Origin of the sequence: Variovorax sp. V93, from assembly GCF_041154485.1 — a bacterium.
In the GTDB taxonomy this organism is placed as follows: domain Bacteria; phylum Pseudomonadota; class Gammaproteobacteria; order Burkholderiales; family Burkholderiaceae_C; genus Variovorax; species Variovorax beijingensis_A.
In genome coordinates, this window is sequence record NZ_AP028669.1 from 2,132,918 (window position 1) to 2,157,028 (window position 24,111).

At 68.2% G+C, this 24,111-nt stretch carries 25 protein-coding genes; 10 read left to right on the forward strand and 15 right to left on the reverse strand.

All coding sequences use genetic code 11. From position 1 onward, the window contains the following. Position 1: 1 nt before the first annotated feature. Positions 2–1,021, reverse strand: a complete 1,020-nt coding sequence (locus ACAM54_RS10120; RefSeq protein ID WP_369650592.1) for a TRAP transporter substrate-binding protein — start codon at positions 1,019–1,021, stop codon at positions 2–4. Between the two features lie 123 nt (positions 1,022–1,144). Between ACAM54_RS10120 and ACAM54_RS10125 the strand changes: the two genes are divergently transcribed. Beyond that, the gene (locus ACAM54_RS10125) at positions 1,145–2,194 is read left to right on the forward strand and encodes a LacI family DNA-binding transcriptional regulator (protein WP_192322725.1); all 1,050 of its coding nucleotides are present in this window, start codon (positions 1,145–1,147) and stop codon (positions 2,192–2,194) included. Between the two features lie 25 nt (positions 2,195–2,219). On the opposite strand, the gene hpaI is transcribed toward ACAM54_RS10125, so the two are convergent. Genes hpaI through ACAM54_RS10145 form a run of 4 tightly spaced genes read right to left on the reverse strand, consistent with a single transcriptional unit; the run spans position 2,220 to position 7,080 of the window. After that, positions 2,220–3,023, reverse strand: a complete 804-nt coding sequence (gene hpaI, locus ACAM54_RS10130; RefSeq protein ID WP_369650593.1) for a 4-hydroxy-2-oxoheptanedioate aldolase — start codon at positions 3,021–3,023, stop codon at positions 2,220–2,222. Between the two features lie 40 nt (positions 3,024–3,063). Beyond that, positions 3,064–4,533 (reverse strand): NAD-dependent succinate-semialdehyde dehydrogenase, encoded by a 1,470-nt coding sequence (locus ACAM54_RS10135; protein WP_369650594.1) that lies wholly within the window; start codon positions 4,531–4,533, stop codon positions 3,064–3,066. Between the two features lie 28 nt (positions 4,534–4,561). Then, on the reverse strand, positions 4,562–6,085 hold the full coding sequence (locus ACAM54_RS10140; protein ID WP_369650595.1) for a UxaA family hydrolase: 1,524 nt from the start codon (positions 6,083–6,085) through the stop codon (positions 4,562–4,564). Further along, entirely contained in the window at positions 6,085–7,080 is a 996-nt protein-coding gene (locus ACAM54_RS10145; protein WP_369650596.1) for a tripartite tricarboxylate transporter substrate binding protein, read from the reverse strand. The genes ACAM54_RS10140 and ACAM54_RS10145 overlap by 1 nt, the downstream gene beginning before the upstream one ends. A 133-nt stretch (positions 7,081–7,213) precedes the next feature. Between ACAM54_RS10145 and ACAM54_RS10150 the strand changes: the two genes are divergently transcribed. Continuing rightward, positions 7,214–8,155 carry a LysR substrate-binding domain-containing protein gene (locus ACAM54_RS10150; RefSeq protein ID WP_369650597.1) on the forward strand — a complete coding sequence of 314 codons (942 nt, stop codon included), beginning with the start codon at positions 7,214–7,216 and terminating at the stop codon, positions 8,153–8,155. A gap of 79 nt (positions 8,156–8,234) precedes the next feature. Next, positions 8,235–8,654 carry a Crp/Fnr family transcriptional regulator gene (locus ACAM54_RS10155; RefSeq protein ID WP_145743129.1) on the forward strand — a complete coding sequence of 140 codons (420 nt, stop codon included), beginning with the start codon at positions 8,235–8,237 and terminating at the stop codon, positions 8,652–8,654. Positions 8,655–8,679: 25 nt separating this feature from the next. Here the strand turns inward: ACAM54_RS10155 and ACAM54_RS10160 are convergent, their stop codons facing one another. From ACAM54_RS10160 to ACAM54_RS10170, 3 genes are all read right to left on the reverse strand, one after another. Next, the gene (locus tag ACAM54_RS10160; protein WP_369650598.1) at positions 8,680–8,886 is read right to left on the reverse strand and encodes a hypothetical protein; all 207 of its coding nucleotides are present in this window, start codon (positions 8,884–8,886) and stop codon (positions 8,680–8,682) included. Between the two features lie 86 nt (positions 8,887–8,972). Continuing rightward, complete coding sequence (locus ACAM54_RS10165) at positions 8,973–9,233, reverse strand: hypothetical protein (protein ID WP_145743132.1); 261 nt, start codon at positions 9,231–9,233, stop codon at positions 8,973–8,975. A gap of 83 nt (positions 9,234–9,316) precedes the next feature. After that, positions 9,317–9,604 carry a hypothetical protein gene (locus tag ACAM54_RS10170; protein ID WP_369650599.1) on the reverse strand — a complete coding sequence of 96 codons (288 nt, stop codon included), beginning with the start codon at positions 9,602–9,604 and terminating at the stop codon, positions 9,317–9,319. Between the two features lie 299 nt (positions 9,605–9,903). Between ACAM54_RS10170 and ACAM54_RS10175 the strand changes: the two genes are divergently transcribed. Beyond that, entirely contained in the window at positions 9,904–10,179 is a 276-nt protein-coding gene (locus ACAM54_RS10175; RefSeq protein WP_261380275.1) for a response regulator, read from the forward strand. Between the two features lie 9 nt (positions 10,180–10,188). Here the strand turns inward: ACAM54_RS10175 and ACAM54_RS10180 are convergent, their stop codons facing one another. The 4 genes from ACAM54_RS10180 to arsC all read right to left on the reverse strand — a co-directional run bounded on the left by ACAM54_RS10180 (position 10,189) and on the right by arsC (position 13,012). Further along, positions 10,189–11,526: an NUDIX domain-containing protein gene (locus tag ACAM54_RS10180; protein ID WP_369650600.1), complete on the reverse strand. Its 1,338-nt coding sequence runs from the start codon at positions 11,524–11,526 to the stop codon at positions 10,189–10,191. A gap of 51 nt (positions 11,527–11,577) precedes the next feature. Beyond that, positions 11,578–11,769, reverse strand: a complete 192-nt coding sequence (locus ACAM54_RS10185) for a hypothetical protein (RefSeq protein ID WP_145743136.1) — start codon at positions 11,767–11,769, stop codon at positions 11,578–11,580. A gap of 93 nt (positions 11,770–11,862) precedes the next feature. Further along, complete coding sequence (gene arsH / locus ACAM54_RS10190; protein ID WP_307697473.1) at positions 11,863–12,600, reverse strand: arsenical resistance protein ArsH; 738 nt, start codon at positions 12,598–12,600, stop codon at positions 11,863–11,865. Beyond that, positions 12,566–13,012, reverse strand: coding sequence for an arsenate reductase (glutaredoxin) (gene arsC / locus ACAM54_RS10195; protein ID WP_369650601.1), 447 nt, complete (start codon positions 13,010–13,012; stop codon positions 12,566–12,568). The genes arsH and arsC overlap by 35 nt, the downstream gene beginning before the upstream one ends. Positions 13,013–13,041: 29 nt before the next feature. On the opposite strand from arsC, the gene ACAM54_RS10200 reads away from it, so the two are divergent. From ACAM54_RS10200 to ACAM54_RS10225, 6 genes are all read left to right on the forward strand, one after another. Continuing rightward, positions 13,042–13,365 carry a helix-turn-helix transcriptional regulator gene (locus tag ACAM54_RS10200; protein ID WP_125964921.1) on the forward strand — a complete coding sequence of 108 codons (324 nt, stop codon included), beginning with the start codon at positions 13,042–13,044 and terminating at the stop codon, positions 13,363–13,365. A 13-nt stretch (positions 13,366–13,378) separates the two neighbouring features. Beyond that, positions 13,379–13,864, forward strand: a complete 486-nt coding sequence (locus ACAM54_RS10205; RefSeq protein ID WP_192322716.1) for an ArsI/CadI family heavy metal resistance metalloenzyme — start codon at positions 13,379–13,381, stop codon at positions 13,862–13,864. Next, entirely contained in the window at positions 13,861–14,355 is a 495-nt protein-coding gene (locus tag ACAM54_RS10210) for an arsenate reductase ArsC (RefSeq protein ID WP_369650602.1), read from the forward strand. The genes ACAM54_RS10205 and ACAM54_RS10210 overlap by 4 nt, the downstream gene beginning before the upstream one ends. A 7-nt stretch (positions 14,356–14,362) precedes the next feature. Then, the gene (gene arsB / locus ACAM54_RS10215) at positions 14,363–15,445 is read left to right on the forward strand and encodes an ACR3 family arsenite efflux transporter (protein WP_369650603.1); all 1,083 of its coding nucleotides are present in this window, start codon (positions 14,363–14,365) and stop codon (positions 15,443–15,445) included. An 86-nt stretch (positions 15,446–15,531) separates the two neighbouring features. Next, on the forward strand, positions 15,532–16,314 hold the full coding sequence (locus ACAM54_RS10220; RefSeq protein ID WP_369650604.1) for an exodeoxyribonuclease III: 783 nt from the start codon (positions 15,532–15,534) through the stop codon (positions 16,312–16,314). 91 nt (positions 16,315–16,405) lie between these two features. After that, on the forward strand, positions 16,406–17,152 hold the full coding sequence (locus ACAM54_RS10225) for an EAL domain-containing protein (protein WP_192322712.1): 747 nt from the start codon (positions 16,406–16,408) through the stop codon (positions 17,150–17,152). A 9-nt stretch (positions 17,153–17,161) separates the two neighbouring features. Here the strand turns inward: ACAM54_RS10225 and ACAM54_RS10230 are convergent, their stop codons facing one another. From ACAM54_RS10230 to ACAM54_RS10240, 3 genes are all read right to left on the reverse strand, one after another. Next, positions 17,162–19,093: a GspE/PulE family protein gene (locus ACAM54_RS10230; protein ID WP_369650605.1), complete on the reverse strand. Its 1,932-nt coding sequence runs from the start codon at positions 19,091–19,093 to the stop codon at positions 17,162–17,164. Between the two features lie 109 nt (positions 19,094–19,202). Next, complete coding sequence (locus ACAM54_RS10235) at positions 19,203–22,289, reverse strand: PAS domain-containing protein (RefSeq protein WP_369650606.1); 3,087 nt, start codon at positions 22,287–22,289, stop codon at positions 19,203–19,205. A 109-nt stretch (positions 22,290–22,398) separates the two neighbouring features. Beyond that, a complete protein-coding gene (locus ACAM54_RS10240; protein ID WP_369650607.1) occupies positions 22,399–24,063 on the reverse strand; it encodes an alpha-amylase family protein in 1,665 nt (554 codons plus the stop codon). Between the last annotated feature and the right edge of the window lie 48 nt (positions 24,064–24,111).

Below are 24,111 nucleotides of genomic sequence, written 5' to 3' on the forward strand. Positions count from 1 at the left end.
CTCAGGCCAGCTTGCCGACGGCGCCTTCGAGCAGCGCCCACGCCTCGGGGCCGAAGCGGCCTTTCCACTCGCCGTAGAAGCCCGATTCGCGCAGCTTGGCGCGAAAGCTCTCGGCCACCGGGCGGTTGATGCTGAGACCCTTGGCCTGCAGGTCGCCGACCACCGATTCATTGAGTTTCTTGATGTCTTCGCGCTGCTGCATGCCGGCGTCGTTGATCGCGCGCGCCACGATGGTCTTGAGGTCGTCGGGCAATGCTTCCCAGGCGCGGCCGTTGGCAACGAACCAGTAGCCGTCCCAGATGTGGTTGGTGAGCGAGCAGAACTTCTGTACCTCGAACAGCTTGGCCACCTGGATGATCGGCAGCGGATTTTCCTGCGCATCGACGATCTTGGTCTGCAGCGCGGAATACACCTCGCTGAACTGCAGGCTCGCGGGCGCGGCGCCCAGGCCCTTGAACATCGAGATCGACAGCGGGCTCACGGGCACGCGGATCTTCAGGCCGTCCATGTCCTTGGCATTGGTGACCGGCGCCTTGCTGCTGGTGGTCTGGCGAAAGCCGTTGTCCCACATCTTCTCGAAGGCGTAGAGGCGCGACTTGGCAATGGCGCCGCGCACATGGGCGCCGAGCTTGCCGTCCATCGCGCCCCACACCTGGCCGTAGTCGTTGAACGCGAAGCCCACCGCGTTGATGGCGGCCACCGGCACCAGCGTGGCAATCACCAGTGCCGAGGGCGTGAAGAACTCGATGCCGCCCGAGCGCACCTGCGCCAGCATGTCGGTGTCGCCGCCGAGCTGGTTGTTGGGGAAGATCTTGATCTCGACCCGGCCCTTGCTTTCCTTGGCAATGCGGTCGGCCGCCTCCTGCGCGCGGATGTTCAGCGGATGGCTGAGCGGCAGGTTGTTGCCGTACTTGTACGAGAACTCCGCGGCGCGCGCGATGCGCGGCACGGCCGACACGATGCCGGCGGCGGGGAGGGCGGAAAGCGTGCGCAAGGCACTGCGGCGGGTCAGCAAGGTCATGTTTTGTCTCCAGGATCTTCGGAATGCGGTTGATGCAATCTGATGCACCATTGGATTCGAGCCACAGCGAAGATAAAAGGATGCATGATCCGGGTCAAACTCGATCTTGATGGTTTTTGATGTATGCGGGATAACCCTTCAACCGATGCGCGGCGCGCCCGCGTGGTCGACATCGCACGGGCCGCGCAGGTGTCGACCGCTACCGTCGACCGCGTGCTCAACCGCCGCCCCGGCGTGCGCGACGCCACGGTGCAGCGCGTGCTCAAGGCCGCGGGCGAGCTCGACTACCTGCCGGGCCCCGAGCTCTATGCCGCGCTCACGCCGCCGCCGCTCAGGCTGGTGTTCCTGCTGCCGGCCGGCACCAACCGCTTCATCCGCATGCTGGGCGACATGGTGGGCTATTCGCAGGAGCACTGGGCGCCGTTCAACGTGCAGTGCCGCACGGTGTTCATCGAGAGCTTCAACCCGCACGAGCTGGCCGATGCACTGCGCCGCCATGGCCAGCGCTGCGACGGCATCGCGATGATGGCGCTGGAGCACCCGGCGGTGCGCGAGGCGGTGGCGGCGCTGGCGGCGCGCGGGCTGCCGGTGGTCACGCTGATCTCCGACCTGTCGAACTCGGAGCGCGCCGCCTTCGTGGGGCTGGACAACCGCGCGGCCGGCCGCACCGCGGGCTACCTGATCGGCCGCTTCATCGGCGCGCGCGCTGCGAAGGTCGCGCTCATCGCGGGCAGCCTGAGCTACAAGGCCCACGAGGAGCGCGAAGCCGGCTTCCTGCACGTGATCGACGAGATGTTCCCGCGGCTCGAAGTGGTGGGCCTGCGCGAAGGCCAGGACGATGCGGGCAAGAACTACCGCCAGACGCGCGCGCTGCTGGAGCAATACCCCGACATGGGTGGCATCTACAACATCGGCGGCGCATCCGACGGCGTGGCGCGCGCGCTGAAGGAGGCGGGGCGCGAGCAGAAGGTGGTGTTCATCGGGCACGGGCTCACGCCCGACACGCGCACGCTGCTGATCGACGGCAGCATGGATGCGGTGATCACGCAGAGCCCGCACACCACGCTGATGAACTGCGTGCGCATCTTCGCCAACCTGCGCGACGGGCGCGACGCGCTCAGCGGCGTGGAAACCACCCGCAGCCAGGTGATCTTTCGCGAGAACCTTCCTTAGGTTCGTCTCGCGACGAGGCCTTCGTTCAGTAGGCCGCGCGCGGCGCGGGCTCTTCGGCCGGCGGCGCGCCGCTGAAGTCGGCCGCGAGCCTGCGGGCCGCGCCCGCATACAGCAGCACGTCGACACCCACCGCGACAAAGCTGCAGCCCAGTTCCAGGTAGCGCCGGGCCAGCTTCGGATCCGAGGTCAGCGTGCCCGCGGCCTTGCCCGAGGCCACGATGGTGCGCATGGCGGCTTCGATCGCGGCCTGCACCTCGGGGTGGCCGGGCCGGCCGCGGTGGCCCATCGACGCGGCCAGGTCGGCCGGGCCGATGAAGACGCCGTCGATGCCGTCCACCGCGCAGATCTGCGGCAGGTTGGCAAGTGCCGCCACGGTTTCGGCCTGCACCAGCAGGCAGACTTCCGCGTCGGCGATGTCGAGGTAGTCGGTGCGCGCGCTCCACTGCGAGGCGCGGCCCACGGCGCTGCCGACGCCGCGGATGCCCAGCGGCGGATAGCGCGTGGCCGACACCAGTGCGCGCGCCTGCTCGGCCGTGTCGACCATGGGCACCAGCAGGTTCCTGGCGCCGATGTCGAGCAGCTGCTTGATGAGGGCCGTGTCGCCCTGCACCGCGCGCACCACCGGCTGGGCGCGGTGCGGCGCCACGGCCTGCAACGCGGCCAGCGTCGAGCGCAGGTCGTTGGGCGCATGCTCGCCATCGATCAGCAGCCAGTCGAAGCCGGCGGTGGCGCTCACCTCGGCCATGTACGGGTCGGCCATCGAGAGCCAGAGGCCGATCTGCGGCTGTTGGGTGGCCAGTGCTGTCTTGAAGGCGTTGTGGGCGGGCATGGGGTCTCTTCGGTTGGGTGTGTTGCGTGTGCGCCTGGCGTCAGTCCAGCTGGCCCTGGCAGACGTATTTGGTGTGCAGGTAGTCGTCCAGCCCGTGGACCGAGCCTTCGCGGCCGTAGCCCGAATCCTTCACGCCGCCGAAGGGCGCAGCCTCCGCGGCCAGGGCGCCTTCGTTGATGCCGACGATGCCGGCTTCGAGCGCATCCGCCACGCGCCAGATGCGGCGCACGTCGCGCGAATAGAAGTACGCGGCCAGGCCGAAGGGCGTGTCGTTGGCCTGGGCCACCACCTCGGCTTCATCCACGAAGCGCGTCAGCGGAACGACGGGGCCGAAAGTTTCTTCGCAGGCGCAGGCCATGGTGGCGTCGGCATTCACCAGCACGGTGGGCGCAAAGTAGTTCGGGCCGAGCGCGGGCAGCCGCGTGCCGCCGGTGAGCACGCGTGCGCCGCGCGCCACGGCGTCGTGCACATGGCGCTCGATCTTCTCGATGGCGCGCGCATTGATCATCGGGCCGATCTGCGAGGCGGAGTCGCTGGCCGGGCCTACGCGCAGTGCCGCAACGCGCGCGGCCAGCAGCTCGGCAAATTCGTCATGCACGGCCTCGTGCACGAACACGCGATTCGGGCACACACAGGTCTGGCCGCCGTTGCGGAACTTGGCCGCCATCAGGCCGTCGACCGCGGCGTGCAGGTCGGCATCCTCGAACACGATGAAGGGCGCATTGCCGCCGAGCTCGAGCGAGAGCTTCTTGAGCGTGTCGGCCGAGCGGCGCGCGAGGTGCTTGCCGACCGGCGTCGATCCAGTGAAGGTGATCTTGCGCACGCGGGCATCGTCGAGCCACACGTCGACCACCTCGGGCGTGCGCTCGCGCGAGGCCGTCACGATGTTGAGCACACCCGCGGGCACGCCGGCCTCCTGCGCGAGCCTGACGAGCGCGAGCGAGGTCAGCGGCGTGTCCTCGGCCGGCTTGCACACCACGGTGCAGCCCGCGGCCAGCGCCGGCGCGATCTTGCGCGCGATCATCGCGGCCGGAAAATTCCACGGCGTGATGGCGGCCACCACGCCCACCGGCTCCTTGAGGGCGAGCATGCGCCGGCCGGGAACGGGCGCCGGAATCACGTCGCCGTTGGCGCGCGTGGCTTCCTCGGCAAACCACTCGATGTAGCTGGCCGCATAGGCGACCTCGCCGATGCCTTCGGCCAGCGGCTTGCCCTGCTCGCGCGAGATCAGGCGGCCCAGGTCTTCCTGGTGCGCGAGCACCAGGTCGTTCCAGCGCTTGAGGATCTGCGCGCGCTGCTTAGCTGGCGTGCGGCGCCAGGCGGGGAAGGCGGCGTGCGCGGCATCGGCGGCGGCACGCGCTGCATCCGAGCCGGAGTCGGGCACCTGCGCGATCAGCGCGCCGGTGGCCGGGTCGGTCACGTCCAGCGTGCGGTCGGCGGCGCTGCACCATTCGCCGGCAATGAAGTTGGCGGTGCGCTGCAGTTCGGGGCGGTTGAGGGTAAGGGGCATGTCCGTCGGCGTCCAAAAGGGGAGAAGGTCAACTCACGATGCCGAGGTGCCACGGCACGAATTCGTGGTCGCCCAGGCCCAGCGCTTCGCTGCGGGTCTGCTCGCCAGAGGCGTGGCGCAGGATCTGTTCGAAGATCCGCTGGCCCAATTCAGGCACCGAGAGTTCGCCGTCGATCACCACGCCGCAGTTGATGTCCATGTCCTCTTCGAGGCGCTTGAACATCGGCGTGTTGCTGGCCAGCTTGATGGTCGGCGCGGGCTTGCTGCCGAACATCGAGCCGCGTCCGGTGGTGAAGCAGATCAGCTGCGCGCCGCTCGCGATCTGCCCGGTGACCGCCACCGGGTCGTAGCCCGGCGAATCCATGAAGACGAAGCCGGCCTGGTCGATGGGCTCCGCATATTCGTACACGGCCTGCAGCGGCGTGGTGCCGCCCTTCATGGCCGAGCCGAGCGATTTCTCGAAGATGTTGGCCAGCCCGCCGGCCTGGTTGCCATGCCCGACCACGCCGTTGAACTGCGCGTTCTGGCCGGCCGTGTAGCGCTCCCACCAGGCCAGCCGGTCGAGCAGCTTCTGGCCGACCTCGGGCGTCGCGGCGCGCCGTGTGAGCATGAACTCGACGCCGTGGATCTCGGGCGTTTCGGAAAGAATGGCGGTGCCGCCATGGCGCACCAGCAAGTCCATCGCGGCGCCCAGCGCCGGGTTGGCCGTGATGCCCGAGAAGCCGTCGGAGCCGCCGCATTCCAGCCCGATCTTCAGGTGGTTGGCGCCCACGCGGGTGCGCTGCGCGGCGTTGGCCTCGGGCAGCATTTCTTCCACCGCGCGGATGCCGGCCTCGATGGTCTGGCGCGTGCCGCCCACCTCCTGCATCACCATCGTGCGCATCAGGCGGCCCTGCTGCAGGCCCTGCGAGTCGACCAGCGCATCGACCTGGTTGCGCTCGCAGCCCAGGCCCACGATCAGCACGCCGGCCAGATTGGGATGGCGCGCATAGCCGGCCAGGGTGCGGCGCAGCACGTCGAAATGCTCGCTCGGCGAAGACATGCCGCAGCCGCTGGTCTGCGCGAAGGCGGCCACGCCGTCCACGTTCGGAAAGGCCGCGAGCCGCTCGGGCGTGAAGTGCGCGGCAATGCGCTTGATGACGGTGGCCGAGCAGTTGACCGACGACAGGATGCCGATGAAGTTGCGCGTGCCCACGCGGCCGTCAGCCCGCACAAAGCCCATGAAGCTGGCGCGCTCGGCCTCGGGCACGTAGGCCACCGGCCGCAGGTCCTGGCAGAAGGCGGGGTCGCGGTAGGAGTCCACCAGCGTCAGGTTGTGGCTGTGCACGTAGTCGCCGGCCTCCAGGTCGCGCGAGGCCACGCCGATGACGGTGTCGTACTTCTTCACCTGCTCGCCGGCTGCAATGGCGCGCGAGGCGATCTTGTGCCCCGCGGGAATCTGCGCGCGTGCGCGCACGCCGAACTCGGCAATCGTCTCGCCCAGGGCAATGGGCGTCTTGGCAACCAGCACGTTGTCGTGCGGGTGCAGGCGAAGCAGGGGGCTGTCGTTCATCAACCTTTCTCCATCAGTTCCTTGAGGTTGAGCTTGCGGATCAGCTCGGTCTCCTGCTTGTAGACGGCTTCGACGTACTTGCGGTAGTCGGGGCCGTCCTGGTACATGACCGGCGCGTCGATGCTGTCGGCCACCTTCTTGAATTCTTCGCTGTTGACGGCCATGCGGAACGCGTCGCGCAGCTTCTTTTCCACCGCCGGCGGCAGCCCGCGCGGCGCGCCGATGCCGTTGGGTGCTTCCACCACCACGTCGTAGCCCAGCTCCTTGAGCGTGGGCGTGTCCTTGAAGCGCGGCGTGCGCGCCTCGCCCCAGGTGGCGAGCAGGCGCAGCTTGCCGCTTTCGACGTGCGGCGCCCAGGAGCTGCTGTCGGCCAGCATGTCGACCTGTTCGCCCAGCACGTCCTGCAGCGCGGCCGAACCGCCCTTGTAGGCAATGGCATTGAACTTGACGCCGGCCGCCTGCGCGAACTGCTCCATGCCCACGTGGGTGGCACCGCCCACGCCGGCATGGGCGTAGCTGACGACGCCGGGCTTGGCCTTGGCCTGCGCCACCATGTCGCGCAGCGACTTGAAGGGCGAACTGGCCGGCACCGCGATGCCGAAGGTCTGGCCCGAGGTGCGCGCCAGGTAGCTCAGGTCCTTGAGCGGATCGATCTGCACGGTGCCGATCTGCGCGAAGCGCGTCACCGAGATGGGGATCTGGCCGATGGTGTAGCCGTCCGGCCGGGCCGAGGCCAGCGCCTTGGTGCCGATCATTCCCGAGGCGCCCGCGCGGTTCTCCAGCGCAATCGGCTGGCCGAGTTCGCGCGCGGCAATCTGGCAGATGGTGCGCATCGAGCGGTCGGCGGTGCCGCCCGCGGGCCACGGGCAGATGAAGGTGATGGGGCGTTCCGGATAGTCGGCCGCGAAGGCGCGGCCGGTGGCAGTGGCGAGCGCGGCGGCGCCGAGGCCGCCCAGCACCAATTGGCGCCGCTGCAGGGAGCGAGAGAAGGTCATGTGTGTCTCCGACGATTGTTGTTCGAGAAAGCTGGGCGCATTCTTCAGTAGACAATCATTGCAATCCAATGAAATAGCGGACTCGCTTCATAGCCCAGAGGTTATGAAGAGAAAAAAAGCCGCACACACCACGATGAGCCAGATCGACCGCGTCCTGCGTTCCAACCTCAAGTTGCGCCACCTGCAGATGCTGGTGGCGCTCGACCAGTTCCGCCACCTGGGCCGTGCGGCCGAGTTCCTGTCGGTCACGCAGCCGGCGGTGTCCAAGTCGCTGGTGGAGATCGAACGCATGTTCGGCCTCGCGCTGTTCGAGCGCTCCACGCGCGGGACCGAGCCCACGCCCTACGGCGACAGCGTGGTGCGTTTCGCGCGCTCGGTGCTGGCCGACTACGACCGCACGCGCGACGAGATTGCCGCCGTGGCCAGCGGCGCCGCGGGCCGCACCAGCGTGGGCGCCATGGTGGTGGCCATGCCGGTGCTGCTGGCGCGCGCGGTCGAGATGCTCAAGGCCAACTCCTCGCAGACCACGGTGCTGGTGGAGGAGGGCGACCTCACGCGCCTCTTGCCCAAGCTGCGCCTGGGCGAGCTCGACCTGTTCGTGGGGCGGCTGGAGCCCGGCTACGCGGCGCCCGACCTCGAAACCGAGGCGCTGCATGCCGAGCCCATGCAGGTGGTGGTGCGGCCCGGGCATGTGCTGGCCGCGAAGCGCCGGCTGGGCTGGGCCGACCTGGCCAGGGAGCGCTGCGTGATGCCGCCGCCCTGGGCCTCCTTGCGCGTGAAGCTCGACCAGATGTTCTTTCGCGATGGGGTGCATCCGCCGACGGACATCATCGAATCGGCCTCCTTCCTCGCGCAGATCAGCTTCCTGCAGCAGCGCGATGCCGTGGCCTTCATGGCGCGTTCCGTGGCGCGGCATTTCCAGCAGCAGGGCATGCTCAAGGTGCTGGCGCTCAAGGTGCCGATCGAGCTGCCGCCGGTGGGCCTCATCACCATGCGCGGGCGCCGGCGCACGCCCAGCACGCAGCAGTTGATCGATTGCCTGCGGCGCGCCGCCAGGGCCAGATCCACGGCTTGAGGCGGTGCCGTGGCTTTGCGGCGCGGCATCCCCAATTCATGGGTATGCACTCTGCAGTGCCTTCGGAGACCATTCGGACATGTATTTGCATACCCTGGTCGCCGATCTGCCGCATCCGGACCGCACGGCATTGGACGAGGCCAGCGAACTGCGCTCCTACCAGTGCGACGAAACCGTTCTTGCCTCGGGCGAGTGGACCGACCGGGTCTATTGCGTGGCGAACGGGCTGCTCCAGGTGGTGAGCCACGGACGCGCGGGCGGCGCCGATGTCGTCACCGACCTGATCTGCCAGCACGACTTCTTCCTTGGCCCTTCGCTCAGCGAAGACCGCTACGAGGCGAAGCACACGCTGGTGGCGGCCGAGGCTTCATCGGTGTACCTGATTCCCGTGGCGGCCATGCGCGGGCTCTGCGAGCAGCACCCGCAGGTGGCGCTGAAGCTGCTGGGCATGGCCATCGAGCGCACGAGGGCCATGCGCGGGCAGCTCGGGCTGGGATAGGCGCGGGCCGGCTGCGGCCGATGCGCTATTTGCCCGGCGGCGGGTTGGCCGGAGTCGTCTGCGGCGCGCTCTGGGTTGGTGTCGACGGCTTGACCGGCCCTTCCTCGCGCGTCTGGGTCAGGAAGTTGTAGGCCAGCGCCAGGATGAAAACGAAGATGGCCGCGCCGATGCCCCAGCGGAACACGCGCGCGTTGTCGCGTTCGTCGGACTTGACTTGTCTAGAGGGCTTCATGCTTGCAACGCTGCGCCGGTGGATCGGCGCGAAGTGTCGGACGGCGGCTCGGCTTCCTGTCGCAGAAAACAGGAGCGGGCGGGCGTTCAGGCCTCGGCCTTGGCCCGCTCGATGATGCCGCGCACCATGGCCGACAGCGTGCAGAGGTAGCGCGCGTCGGCCGAGAGCGAGCGGCTCATGGCGTGGATGAGCTCGCCGAAGTCTTCGTCCGCCGGGACGCTGCCGGCAGCGAGCCGGTGGCGCGACAGCGCGTCTCGGATGCGGCTCTGCACCTGCACGTAGTCGGCGCGCAGCAGCACGCTGCGCGCGAGCAGTACATCCAGGTTCAACAGGTCCAATGCGGTCATGGATGTTCCTTCACTGTTTCGCGGAACGACCTCGGCCCGGCGTGGTGTCGAAGAAGATTCGGGCGGAGGCCGGGCGCGCCGCGTCAGAGTTGACCCTGGCCATCGCCGGTGCGGTCGTGCACCCAGCGCATCGTCTGCTGCTCTGCGTGCCGCAGCGCCTCCGCCTCGGTGGCATAGGCGATCTCGTCGGTGTCGCTGGGCAGCGTCTCTTTTTGCTCCGGGCCATGCCCCCGGCCAAGGCACACGACCACGGGGCGGTACACGCCCGGGCCCGTGCGCTGCGCACCGTACTTGAAGTGCCAGCCCCGGTAGATGAAGTCGATGCCCGGTTCTTCGGTGCCGCTTCCGGCGGCTGCGTCCTGCGTGTTCATTGCGAATGCTCCTTGGGCGCGGGCACGCCCATCCCGCCTTGCGCGCCTTGCGCGCGAGCGCCGCATCGCTGAGCGGCGCCACCGGCCGCATGGTTCAGGCCGCGCGAGAAGAAGTACTGCATGGCAATCGAAGGTGCTGCGTAGGAACCTTTCGCATCTGAGGTGGCAGCGCAGACTACATCCAGCGGCCGCGGCAAGATACCGCGCCGCGCACCGCAGGACCGGAGGCTCCGGTCCCGCATTGACTCCAATGCCCCCATCGAATCCCCCGCCGTCACCTGCCGCCGACAAAGGCGAGCTTGCGCCCAGCGCGCTGGGCTTCCCGGTCGTCGGCATCGGCGCATCCGCGGGCGGACGACCTGCTGGTGTCGGACCTCGGCATGCCCGAGATGGATGGCTACCAGTTCATTGCCGAGGTGCGGCGGCGGCCGGCCACGCGCGAGCTTCCTTCCATCGCGATGTCCGGCTTCGGCCGCCGCGCCGATGCGCGCCGGGCGCTCGAGGCAGGCTTCAACGCGCACCTGCCGAAGCCCGCTTCGCTCGATGAACTCAAGGCCGCCATCGGCCGGCTGTGAGAGCTTGCGCTAGCGTGGCGCGCGGTAGATGAAACCGCTGGCCGGCGCGATCCATTCGGCCTCGCCAGTGGCGTGCGCTGCGTGCGCCGCGGCGCGGCCGGTGAAGAGCATGCGTTCCTCGGCCAGCAGGAATTGCCGCGCGGGCCCGCCCTGGCCGGCCGGGCCCGGCTCTTGTACATGCAGCGTGGCGCCTGCAAGGCGCAGCGTGTCCCCGGGCTGCGGCCACAGCGCGGCGGCATCGGGCCATGCCGATCGAAGCCCCTCGAGCGACGCGGCCGAGGGCTGTCTACCAGCCCCTGTCCAGAGCAGCCACTTCACCTGGCCCGGCGCCGCGTTCTGCGCCAGGCCGTGCGGCAGGGGGTCGATCAATGCCCAGTGGCCGCCTTCGCCGCCGACGAAATAGCCGTGAGGCGAATCCGCTGCGCCGGCCACGCGCTGCACGCGCGCCGACAGCCGCGTGACCAGGCCGGGCTCGAGCGCGTAGTGCGCATGGCCCTTGCCTTCGGGATCGAGGTGGCCGATCTCCTCGTAGGCGGCCTCGTCGATGTTCACCGCGCGGCGGCCCGCGGGCCCGTCGGCCAGGCGAGGCATGTTCAGCACGATCCGCGTCAGCGCCCGCGCATGCGCCATGCAGTCGGCGGCGCTGCCGAAGCCTGCGAGTTCTTCGAGCGTGCGCCGCGTCACGTTCATCAGCTTGAGGCCGCGGCGCGGGTCCGCCGCCTCCGCGGGCTTGAGCCACATGTGCGCCACGGTCTCGCGGCCGTCGGGCTTCACGGCCTGGCCCGGTGGCATCTGCGCAATGAAGAAGCGGGTGTCGAAGCGGCGCGGCATGCCGGGCGGCGTGAGCCAGTGGCTGAAATAGGCGAGCCGGTCCATCGCCAGGCGCCAGCCCTGCGCCTCGCACATGGCGAGCAGCGCATCGGTGCCTTGCTCGGCGGCATGGCGCATGGATTCGAGCCGGCCCGGCGGCAGGCCGTCGAGTTCGGCCAGGCGGTCGCCGGCGTCGCTTGCGAACAGGACGCCCGCTTCCTCGAAGCATTCGCGCACCGCGGCGGCGTAGTAGTCGAGGCCGCCATCGGGCAGGCCCAGGCGCGCGCTGGCCGCGGCGTCGTCCAGGCCCTTGCACATCAGGTGCAGGCGGCGGTCGTGCGCATCGACCACGCCGCCCGGAAACACGCTGGCGCCGCTGTTCTGGTCGTCAGCCTTCTCGGCACGGCGCAGCAGCAGCACTTCCATGCCGTCGGCGCCGTCGCGCAGCAGGATCAGGGAGGCCGCGACGCGGATGGGGCGCGGCAGGGACGGCGCTGGGCCCGGCGGGGCCGTTGTCGTCGAAGGCTTGGCATTCATGGGCGCCGATTGTCGGGCCAGATTGGCGGGCCCGTGCCGCGCAGCCGCGCTTCAGTCCTTGGGCGTCAGCTGCCCCGCGGCGCCGCCGGCGCTGGAGTTGGCGGACTTGCCGAGCGATGCGCCCTCGTTGACCTTGGGCGTGGCGACGGGGCCTTCGGATTTTGGGGTCGCCGGCACGCGCCGGCTCGGTGCGGGTCGCACCAGCCGCGGGGCGCGGCCTTCTTTCGACCTGGATGGGCTCATGCTGACCTCCTTGCGTGAATCACCTTATCGCGGCCGCGTCGCACCGATGTCGGACAGCCTGCATGCGGGCGTAGGACGCCGCGCGGCAATGCTTCAGATCGCGCGCTGGTTCACGCGCCTGGAAAGCTGCTCGGCGTTTTCCCTGCGCTCGCTGTAGCGGTCGACCAGGTAGGCGGCCGCATCGCGCGTGAGCAGGGTGAACTTCATCAGTTCCTCCATCACGTCGACCACCCGCTCGTAATAGGCGGAGGGCTTCATCCGACCGGCCTCGTCGAACTCCAGGAAGGCCTTGGCGACCGACGACTGGTTGGGAATGGTCAGCATGCGCATCCAGCGCCCGAGCACGCGCAGCTGGTTCACGGCGTTGAACGACTGCGATCCGCCCGACACCTGCATGACGGCCAGCGTCTTGCCCTGCGTGGGCCGCACGGCGCCCACGCTGAGCGGAATCCAGTCGATCTGCGCCTTCATGATGCCGGTCATGGCGCCGTGGCGCTCGGGCGAGCACCACACCATGCCTTCGGCCCATTGCGCGAGTTCGCGCAGTTCCTGCACCTTCGGATGATCGTCCGGCGCGCTGTCGGGCAGCGGCAGGCCGGCCGGATCGAAGATGCGCGTTTCGCCGCCCATGGCCTGCAGCAGCCGCGCGGCCTCCTCGGTCAGCAGGCGGCTGTAGGAGCGCTCGCGCAGCGAGCCGTACAGCAGCAGGAAGCGCGGTGCGTGGCGCGCCGGCGCGGCGCTGGAGAAACGCTCGGGCGAGGGCCGGTCGAACAGCTCGGCGTCGATGTTCGGAAGCTCAGGCAGCGCGACTGACACGGCGGCCCTCCGCATCGATGACCTGCTCGCCGTCTTCCTTGGCGAACGGGCCTTTTTGCGGCGAGGGCAGGATGTCGAGCACCTCTTCCGAAGGCCGGCACAGCCGGGTGCCGATCGGCGTGACGACGATCGGGCGGTTGATGAGGATCGGATGCGCGAGCATGAAGTCGAGCAGCTGTTCGTCCGACCACTTCGGATCGTCGAGCCCGAGTTCGTCGCAGGGCGTGCCCTTGCGGCGCAGCAGCGCGCGCGGCGCCATGGCCATGGCGGCGAGCAGCTCGCGCAGCGTTTCCCTGGTGGGCGGGGTCTTCAGGTATTCAATGACGCGGGGCTCTTCGCCGCTGTTGCGGATCAGCGCCAGCGTGTTGCGCGAGGTGCCGCACGCGGGGTTGTGAAAGATGGTGATGGAGGGGCTGGTCGATTGCATTCTTGCGATTATGCAACTATTATTGAAATATGGAAGAACAAGACATCGTCAGATCCCTGGCCGCGCTGGCCCAGCCGGTGCGCCTGCAGGTGTTCCGCGCGCTGGTGGTGGCGGGCCCGGCGGGGCTCACGCCCGGTGCGCTGGTGGAGGCGCTCGACGTGCCGGCCACCAGCCTCTCGTTCCACCTGAAGGAGCTGACCCATTCGGGGCTGGTGACGCAGGAGCGCAGCGGCCGCAACCTGATCTACCGCGCGGCCTTCGGGCAGATGAACGCGCTCATCGGCTACCTCACCGAAAACTGCTGCCAGGGCGAGGCTTGCCTGCCCCAGGCGGCGCAGGCTTGTCCATGCTGAAGGAGAAACAACCATGAAGCGATTCCATGTGCATCTGAACGTCCAGGATCTGCCGGCGAGCATCGCCTTCTACTCCAGGCTTTTCGCCTCGGAGCCGGCGCGGGTGGAAAGCGACTACGCCAAGTGGATGCTCGACGATCCGCCGGTGAATTTTGCGGTGTCCACGCGCGCCGGCGCGACGGGCATCGACCATCTGGGGCTGCAGGCCGAGAACGAGGAAGAACTCGCGGAACTCAAGGCCCGCGCCGCCCAGGCCGAGATCGAGACCTTCGACGAGGGCGCCACCACCTGCTGCTACGCGCGCAGCGAAAAGCACTGGATCACCGATCCGCAGGGCATTGCCTGGGAGCACTTCCACACGCTGGGCAATGTGCCGGTGTATGGGGAGACGAGGGCGGTTGCGAGCCAGGGCACCGCATGCTGCGCACCGCGCAGCGAAGCCGTGACCATTCATCCGCGGCTCCACGACATCGGCAAGGTCCAGCAGGCCGCGCGATGACGGCCAACGTGCTGATCCTGTGCACGCACAACTCGGCGCGCAGCGTGCTCGCCGAAGGCATGCTCAACCACCTGGCGCAAAAGGCGGGCAGGGACGTGCGGGCCTACAGCGCCGGCAGCGCGCCGAGCGGCCGGCTGAACCCTTTCGCGCTCGAGGCGCTCGCCAATGCGGGCGTCGACGTGTCGGCCTTCCGCAGCAAGAGCTGGGACGAGTTCGTGGGCGAAGGCAAGCCGGCCATGCGCATCGTCATCACCGTGTGCGACAGTGCCGCGCAGGAAGCCTGCCCCTACTGGCCCGGCAGCCCGGTGCAGGTGCATTGGGGCTACCCCGACCCGTCGAACGCGCCCGGCGGCGACGAAGGCCGGCGGGTGGCCTTCGAGCTGACGCGCCAGGCCCTGGCCTACCGTCTCCTGCAACTGCTGGCGCTGCCGATCGAATCGATGGCGGACGCCGAACTCCAGGCGGCGCTGGCCGCGATTTCCGAAAGCTGATCTTTCCATGAGCTCCAACACCGCCGCCGCCGTGGCGTCTTCCGCACCACCGCCCGCCATCGGCTTCTTCGAGCGCTACCTCACGGTGTGGGTGGCGCTGTGCATCGTGGCGGGCATTGCGCTGGGCCAGTGGCTGCCGGGCGTGTTCCGCGGCATTGCCTCGCTGGAGGTGGCCAGGGTCAACGTGCCGGTCGGCGTGCTGATCTGGGTGATGATCATCCCGATGCTGCTGAAGATCGACTTCGCGGCGCTCGGGCAGGTGAAGGCGCACTGGCGCGGCATCGGCGTCACGCTCTTCATCAACTGGGCCGTGAAGCCGTTCTCGATGGCGCTCTTGGGCTGGATCTTCATCCGCCACGTGTTCGCGCCGCTGCTTCCGCCCTCGCAGCTCGACAGCTACATCGCGGGCTTGATCCTCTTGGCCGCGGCGCCCTGCACGGCGATGGTGTTCGTGTGGAGCCAGCTGTGCAGGGGCGACCCGTACTTCACGCTGTCGCAGGTGGCGCTGAACGACGCGATCATGGTGGTGGCCTTCGCGCCGGTGGTCGCACTGCTGCTGGGGCTGTCGTCGATCACGGTGCCCTGGGACACGCTCTTGACCTCGGTGGGCCTGTACATCGTGGTGCCGGTGGCCATTGCGCAGCTGCTGCGCAGGCAGCTGCTCAAGCGCGGAACGGCGCACTTCCAGGCCGTGGCGGCGCGGCTCGGGCCCTGGTCGATCTCGGCGCTGCTGCTCACGCTGGTGCTGCTGTTCGCCTTCCAGGGCGAAGCCATCCTGCGGCAGCCGCTGGTGATCGCGCTGCTCGCGGTGCCGATCCTGATCCAGGTGTTCCTGAATTCGGGCCTGGCCTATGTGCTCAATCGCAAACTGGGCGTGGCGCACTGCGTGGCCGGGCCGTCGGCGCTGATCGGCGCGAGCAATTTCTTCGAGCTCGCGGTGGCCACGGCCATCAGCCTGTTCGGCTTCCAGTCGGGCGCCGCGCTGGCCACGGTGGTGGGCGTGCTGATCGAGGTGCCGGTGATGCTGCTGGTGGTGGCGGTGGTCAACCGGTCGCAGGGCTGGTACGAAAAAGGCGTGCGGACCGCCTGACGGTCCGCAGGGCGTGTTCTCCGACATGGGCCGGTGGGCTTTGGGGCCATGATCCGGCGCATCTGCTTGTGTTCGACGCAGCGCCCATGAAGATCGCGACCTTCAACGTCAATGGCATCAACAGCCGGCTTGCGCTGCTGCTCGCATGGCTGGCCGAGGCCCGCCCGGACGTGGCCTGCCTGCAGGAGCTGAAATCCCCGGACGAGAATTTTCCGGCGGCGGCGATCCGCGAAGCGGGCTACGGCGTGCTGTTCCATGGCCAGCGCGCGTGGAACGGCGTGGCCATTCTGGCGCGCGGCAGGGAGCCGATCGAAACCGGCCGCGGGCTCGACGGCAACGCCGAAGACAGCCAGAGCCGCTATCTCGAAGCGGTGGTGAACGGCGTGATCGTCGGCTGCCTCTACCTGCCCAACGGCAATCCGCAGCCTGGCCCCAAGTTCGACTACAAGCTCGAATGGTTCGAGCGGCTCAACGCCCATGCGCGCCTTCTCTATGGCTGCGGCATGCCGGCCGTGCTGGCCGGCGACTTCAATGTGGTGCCCACCGATGCGGACATCTACAACCCGGCTTCCTGGCAGGACGATGCGCTGCTGCAGCCCGAAAGCCGCGCGGCCTTCGCCCGCCTGCTGAAGCAGGGATGGACCGACGCGATCCGCGCGCGCCATCCCGATGAGGCGATCTACACCTATTGGGATTACTGGCGCAACCGCTGGCCGCGCAATGCGGGCCTGCGCATCGACCACCTGTTGCTCAACCGCGAACTCGCACCCTTGCTGGCCGATGCGAACGTGGACCGCGAGGTGCGCGGGCGGCCCGGAGCGAGCGACCACGCGCCGGTCTGGGCCCTGCTGGACCTGCCCGCGGGTTGATCGAAGGAGGGGCCGTGAACAAAGAGGTTACATTTAACTACCTATCAAGCCGCCTGAACGACGCGTCCCCTTTCCCGCGAGATCCACTCCAGTGACCATCGGAACAACGGCGGATGCCTGCTTTCCCGGCTTCGATGACGGGTTCGTCATGGCTTTCCAGCCGATCGTGGATTTCCAGCGGCGCGAAGTGTTCGCGCACGAAGCCCTGGTGCGCGGCACCTCGGGAGAGGGCGCCTTCGAAGTGCTCTCGCGCGTGAACCCGCGGCACCGCTTCGCGTTCCACGAGGCCTGCCGCGTGAAGGCCATCGAGACCGCCTCGGCGCTGGGCATGGAAACGCGGCTGAGCCTCAACATCCTGCCCAACGACGTGGCGGGACATCAGGACGAGTGCTTCCATACCGCCATGGTGGCCGCGCAGCGCTGCAATTTTCCGGTGGACCACCTGATGTTCGAGATCACCGAAGGCGAACGCGTGGCGGACCTGCCGGCGCTGGCGGCGACCTTCCGCACCTACAAGGGCTATGGCTTCACCTCCGCCATCGACGACTTCGGCGCCGCCTATGCGGGCTTCGAGCTGCTGGCGGGCTTCCAGCCCGACGTGGTGAAGATCGACATGGGCCTGGTGCGCAACATCCACAACGACGCGGTCCGGCTCAGCATCGTGAAGGGCTTCGTGGGCACCTGCAGCGAACTCGGCATCCGGGTGGTGGCCGAAGGCGTCGAGGCTTCGCAAGAGGTGCACGCGCTGCGGGCGCTGGGCGTGGACCTGTTCCAGGGCTACCTGTTCGCCAGGCCCGGCATCGCCACGTTGCCGGCCGTGGCGTGGGACGCCGCCTGAAGAGCCAGCTCAGGCGTTGCTGGTGGCGCGGACCTCCTCGATGGTGGTCTGCCCCGACAGGACCTTGCCGATGCCGTCCTGGCGCAGCGTGCGCATGCCCTCGCGCAGGGCGGCTTCCTGCAGTTCCTCGGCGCGCGCGCCGCCTTGCACCAGGCGGCGCAGCGTCCTGGAGATCACCATCAGCTCGTGGATGCCGACGCGGCCGCTGAAGCCGGTGTTGTCGCAATGCACGCATCCGGGGCTCGAAAAGGCCTGCAGCCGGCCGTCGCGGCCGTGCTGGCCGAGCCAGCCGCTGCGCACGGCTTCGCGTTCGTCCGGTGTCTCCTTTCCCGCGAACGCGTGCATGTAGTCGGCCAGCAGCTCCTCGGTTTCATCGGGGCGCATGGGGCGGCTCTGGATGCAGTGGCTGCACAGGCGCCGCACCAGGCGCTGCGCCAGCACCGCGAGCAGCGAGTCCGCGAAGTTGAAGGGGTCCATGCCCATGTCCAGCAGCCGCGTCACGGTTTCGGGCGCGCTGTTGGTGTGCAGCGTGGAAAGCACCAGATGGCCCGTGAGCGAGGCTTCGATCGCCGTCTTGGCCGTTTCCTCGTCGCGGATCTCGCCGACCATGATCACGTCCGGATCGGCGCGCACGAAGGCCCGCAGCGCCTTGGCAAAGGTCCAGTCGATGCGCGGATTCACCTGCACCTGGCGCAGGCCGGGCTGGGTGATCTCGATCGGGTCTTCGGCGGTCCAGATCTTTCGCTCCGGCGTGTTGATGTGCATCAGGGCCGAGTGCAGCGTGGTGGTCTTGCCCGAGCCCGTGGGCCCCACGCACAGCACCATGCCATAGGGGCGCTCCACCGCCTTGGTGAGCTCGGCGAGGTTGCGCGGCGAGAGCCCGAGCTTGTCCAGCGCAATCGGCCTGGCCGAGGCCAGGATGCGCATCACCACGTCTTCCAGGCCGTTGGCCGTGGGGATGGTGGCCACGCGCAGCTCGATGCGGTGCTGCGGCGAGTACTTGGCGAAATTGATCTTGCCGTCCTGGGGCTTGCGCTTTTCGCTGATGTCCAGGTCGCACATGATCTTCACGCGCGCGACCACCGCGTTGCGGTAGCTGGCCGGCAGCTCCAGGTGCGTGTGCAGCCGGCCGTCGCGGCGGAACCGGATGCGGGTCTTTTCCTTGCCCGGATAGCTCTCGATGTGGATGTCCGACACGCCTTCGCGGTGCGCGTCCACGATCATGCTGTTGATCATCCGCACCAGCGAGTTGTCCGATTGCTCGATGGCCGTCTCCTCGACGGCCGGCGCGGGACCCTCCTTCTCGAGCGTGACCAGGAGGTCGCTGGTGCCCAGGCTGGTGCCGGGACCGGCGCTGCCGCCGGGGCCCGCGCCGCCGCCCATGTCGAAGTCCAGCGGCCGCGAGGGATCGTGCACGATGGTCGGGTCGGCCGAATCGGTGCCGATCTTGCCGTAGGCCTTGTAGAGCACGGTGTCCAGCACCAGGCATTCGCCGATCACCGGCACCACCTTCCTCTGGGAGATGAACTCCACCTCGTCGATGGCCGCATGGCGGCTGGCCGGATCGTCGAGCGCAAGGATGAGGCGCCCCTCGTGGATCATGAGCGGCATCACCTGCAGGCGGCGGGCCACGGCATGGCTGATGGTGCGCAGGGCGTCCACGGCCACCGGGAACTCGTGCAGGTTCACGAGCGGGTAGCCCATCTTGCGCACCAGCGCGGCCTGCAGCTGGGCCCGCGTCACCACGCCCATGCGCACCAGGGTCTCGCCCAGCGGCACGCTGCGGTCGAGCTGCTGCTGCGCAAGGCCGGCGCGCAGCTGCTCTTCCGTGAGCATGCCCAGCGCCATCAGGGCCTGGCCAATGCGCAGGATGGGCATGCGGCTCTGGACTTCCAGTGCGTGCAGCAATTGCTCGGGCGTGACGACTTCGGTGGGGGACATGAAATGGTTTCTCCTGTGAAGGGGATTCTGAGGCCGCCAGGGCGGGCTTGTCAGCAGGAATGCGCCCCCCGCCAGCGGCAAGGGTGATGCGCAACCACTACCAAAGTTCTCAATCGGAGAAGCCGAAGGTGTTGCGTCCCGCGGCCTTGGCGCGATAGAGCGCGGCATCGGCGCGCGCCAGCAGGTCGGCCGCACCGGCCGAGGCGTCCGCGGCCTGGTGGAAGGCGATGCCGATGCTGGTCGTGACGTTCAGGCTGCGGCCGTCCAGTTCGAAGGGGACGGTGCCTACCCGCTCGACGATCTTCCGCGCGACCGCCACCGCGGCTTCCCGCGTGTGCACGTTCTCCAGCACGACCACGAACTCGTCGCCCGCCAGGCGCGCCACGGTGTCGGTGCTTCGCACGCTGGCCAGCAGGCGCTGCGCATATTCCACCAGCACGCCGTCGCCGGTCGCATGGCCGAGCGTGTCGTTGATGGTCTTGAAGTAGTCGATGTCGAGAAACAGCACCGCCAGCGCGTTGCCCGAACGCTGCGCGCGCGCGATGGCGCCGGGCAGGAACTCGTTGAAGGCGAGCCGGTTCGCCAGGCCGGTGAGCGTGTCGATGCGCGCCAGGTCGATCAGCTTGCGCTCCACCGCCTTCAGGGCACTGATGTCCAGGCTCAGCGAGAAGATGCCGCGCGTGATGCCGTCGGGGCCGATGTCGGGCACGTAGCTCACGCGCGTGGTGCGCTCGGCGCCGGTGGTCCTGGTCTGCGCCTCGAACTCCACGCGCTCGCCCGCCAGCGCGCGCGCGATCATGGGCTTGCGCGAAAGATACACGTCGGGCCCCACGACGTCGCTCACGTGGCGGCCCAGGACGGCGTCGGGCTCCACGCCGAACCATTCGCGGTAGGTGGCATTGGCGAAGGTGATCTTCTCCTCGCGGTCGATGTAGGTGATGAGTGCCGGCAGGTTGTCGGTGATGGTGCGCAGGCGCCTTTCGCTTTCGGCTTGCCGCAGCTCCGCGCGCTTGAGCGCGGTGATGTTGAAAGTCATGAGATAGAAACCCACGAGCCCGCCCTGCGGGTCCATGTCGGCCACCAGGTTGACCTGGAAAAAGCCATCCTTCCCGCCCAGCGGCGCCTGCACCGGAAAGCGCACCGACTTGCCCTCGCGCACCAGCGGAAGGTAGGGCCGGATCTGCCGGTGCACCGTCTTGCCCAGCGCCGAGCGCAGCGTGACGTTCTCGAGCGGGCCGCTGCCCAGCCCCGCCATCTGCCGCGCGCGGCTGTTGGCGAAGAGGCAGTTCTCCGCGCTGTCGAAATAGCCCACCAGCGCCGGGATGCTGTCGGTCACGTCGCGCAGCCGCTTCTGCTGTTCGGTCAGGGCCTTGCGTATGTTCACCTCGTCGGTGATGTCGAAGGTCATCGCGAACACGCCCTGCACCACGCCGCTCGCGTCCCGGTCGGGAATGTAGTGGGCCTTGAAGGTGCGGTCGCCGATGCCCAGCGCCGGATCGCCGGATTTCTCGACCACCACCGTTTCACCGGCCAGCGCGCGCTCGTAGGCCGGCGCCACGATGGCAAAGTCCGACGGGCCGCGAACCTCCGGCATCGATTGCCCCACCATGGCCCGGTCCTGGTGCAGGGCCTTCACCTGGGCATTGACGAAGGTGTATCTCAGCGAGGAATCGACGTGCGAGACCAGCGCGGGGATGTTGTCGGCAATGACGCGGACCTGCGCCTCGCTGTGGGCAAGGCTGAATTCGATGCGCTTGCGCTCGGTCACGTCGGAGGTCATGGCGTAGTAGCCACGGACCTGGCCGGCCTGGTCGCGGTCGGGGATGAGTTCGGTCTGGAAGTAGCGGTCTTCCTCGCCGCGCTTCGCCTCGCCCCGGCTTTCGAAGCTGACGGCCTCGCCAGCCAGCACGCGCCGCACGGCGGCATCCACCGTCTCGTCCTCGCCGATGTTCTGCGCCGTGCGCCCGATCAGCTGGGCCGCGCCGCGGTCGAACTTCCTGCACAGCGGGGCGTTCACGAAGGTGTAGCGGCCCTGCGCATCCACGTGCGACACCAGCGCGGGAAGGTTGTCGGTGATGTCGCGCAGGAACTTCTCGCTCGATTTGCGCTGCTGCATCAGCGTGTCGAAGGTGCGCGCGAGATCGCCGATCTCGTCGTGCCGGTAGGTGCGCGGCACGGCCGTCTGCAGGGCCGGGTTGTCCACATCCAGCATGTGCCGGTGCAGGTGCCTGAGCGGCGTGAGCTGCTGGCGCACGAAGCCCAGCACCGCGGCACCCGCGAGCATGGCGAGCACCACCGCGCCGATCCATGCCGAGCGCTCGATGGCGTCGACCCGGGCGAAGGCTTCCGTGCTCGGGTACATGGACCCGAGCACCCAGTTGGTCTGCGGGATGCGCTTGAAGGCGTAGAGGCCGTGCACGCCCGCATGGTTGAAGCCTTCGGTCGCGCCTTCGTAGCCTTCGACCGGGCGCTCGATCTCGGGATTGCCGACCCCCTTCAGGCCCGTCTGGTTGATGATGCGCTCGGTGCGCGGATGGTCGATCACCACGCCTTCCGTGCTGGTGATGAACAGGTAGCCCGTTTCGCCGAATTTCACGTCGGCGAGCTCGCCCAGGATGTTCCGGTCCTTCAGGTTGATGGCGCCCGAGATCACGTATCTGACGTTGCCGGCGGCGTCGAGCACCGGCTCGGTCATGGCGATCTGCGCCAGGCCGGTGAGCCGGTTGAGGTAGGGCTCGGAGATCACGCCGGCGCGGGCCGCGAGCGTTTGCTGGAAGTACGCACGGTCCTTGATGTTGACCTTGCCGGGCTGCTGCGGGCCGCTCAGGCTCGCGACCAGGTCGCCTTCGGCCGTGAAGAAGGCGACGTTGCTGAACGCCTTGCGAAGCGACGGGTGCTTTTCGAGGAAGGCCTGCAGCGCCGGCGTGTCGGGGAACTCGCTGAGTGCCACGCTGTCGGCGAAGGTCTCCAGCAGCGTGCGGCGGCTCACGAACTTTTGGTCGATGGTGTTCGCAATGGCCGACAGGCGGGCGAAGGCTTCGCTTTCGATGGAGGCCTTTATGCTGGTCTTGACCAGCTGCAGGGCGACCGTTGCAATGGCGAGGGTGGCCGCCAGGACGACCGCGGCAATGCCCAGGCCGAGGCGTGTGTTCAGGCTGATGCGGATGTTCCGAAGACCGGGTAAGTTCATTGGCATGGACGTGCACCGCGATGAGGTCCGCGCTGCGCCTGCACGTAGTGTGTCAGAACCGGGGACCGGGCCGCTGCGCGCAATCCCCCATACGCCGCTCGCCCACGCCGCACCCTCACATTTCCTCGCGCTTGAGAAGATAGTCGAGCGGGCCGACGCGGAACCAGCGGTAGCCGTAGGGCTCCAGCAGCATGCAGTGCTTTCCCTTGGGGTTGGCGCGGCTGTGCGCGTTGGAGAGCAGGTTGACCAGCTGCCCGCCATGCCTGCCGAGCGCCTTGGCACCGAGCTTTATTTCCAGCGGACTTTCGCTGAGGTTGTGCACGAAGACCGCCGCGTTGCCGCGCCATTCGTAGCGCATGACGAGCACCGCCCGCTCCTCGTTCGGAATCACCTCGAAATTGCCCCAGCCGATCTCGGGCACTTCCTTTCGCATGCGGAACACGCGCTCCATCCAGTTGAGCAGCGACTCGGGATCGCGCCGCTGGGCCGCCACGTTCACGTGCTCGAAGCCATAGGCACCGCCCGTGATCACGGGCAGCACCGGCTTCGAGGAGGTGGTGAATCCGCCCTGGCGTTCGGTGGACCACTGCATCGGCGTGCGCGCGCAGTTGCGCTCCGGCAGGCTCAGGTCGTCGCCCATGCCGATCTCGTCGCCGTAGCGGATCACCGGCGTGCCGGGCAGGGTGAGCATCAGGCTGTAGGCCAGCTCGAGGCGCCGCCGGTTGCCGCCGAGCATCGGTGCCAGCCTGCGGCGTATGCCGCGGTCGTACAGCTGCATGTCCTTTTCGGGGCCGAAGGCGGCGAACACGCGCTGGCGCTGCGCGGGCCGCAGGCGGCCCAGGTCGAGCTCGTCGTGGTTGCGCAGGAAGATGCCCCATTGCGAGGTGGCGGGACGCGCCCGGGTCGCCTCCAGCGCCTTGGCCAGCGGCCGCGAGTCGCCCGCGGCCATTGCATAGAAGAGGTGCTGGTTGACCTGGAAGTTGAACATCATGTGCAGCCGCTCGCCTTCCTCGCCGAAGTAGGCCATGTTGGTGCTGGGTAGCACGTTGGCCTCGGCAAGGATGATCGCATCGCCCCGGCGCCACTGGAGCAGTTCGCGGAACTGCCGCAGCATGTCGAACTTCTCGGTCGGGCGCACGACCCTCGGGCCCTTTGCGCCGATCACGAAGGGCACGGCGTCCATGCGGAAGCCGGACACGCCCATCTGGGTCCAGAAGCCCATGATCTTCAGGATCTCGGCCTGCACCTCGGGGTTGGCGGTGTTCAGGTCGGGCTGGAATTCATAGAAGCGGTGGAAGTACCAGCGCCTTGCGAGCTTGTCGAAGGTCCAGGTCGATTTCTGCACGCCGGCGAAGACCACACCATCGGTGTAGCGAGGCGGTTTCTTGTCGGACCACACATACCAGTTGTGATACTTTGACTTGCGGTCCCTGCGCGCCTGCTGGAACCACGGGTGCTGGTCCGAGGTGTGGTTCACCACCAGGTCCATCAGCACGCGCATGCCGAGGCGCGAAGCCGAATGCGTGAATTCGACGAAATCGCCGAGCGTGCCGAACCGGGGATCGACGTTGTAAAAGTCAGAAACATCGTAGCCGTCGTCCTGCCTCGGCGATGGATGGAAGGGCATCAGCCACAAGGTGGTGACACCCAGGCCGTGAAGGTATTCCAGCCGCCGTGTCAGCCCCTCGAAGTCGCCGCAGCCATCGCCGTTGGAGTCCATGAAGGTTCCCACGGAGAGGCAATACACCACGGCGTTTTTGTACCAAAGGTCGTTGATCATGGCGGGGAACCTCCTGAAGATCGGAACCTCGCAAACCCGGAACACACG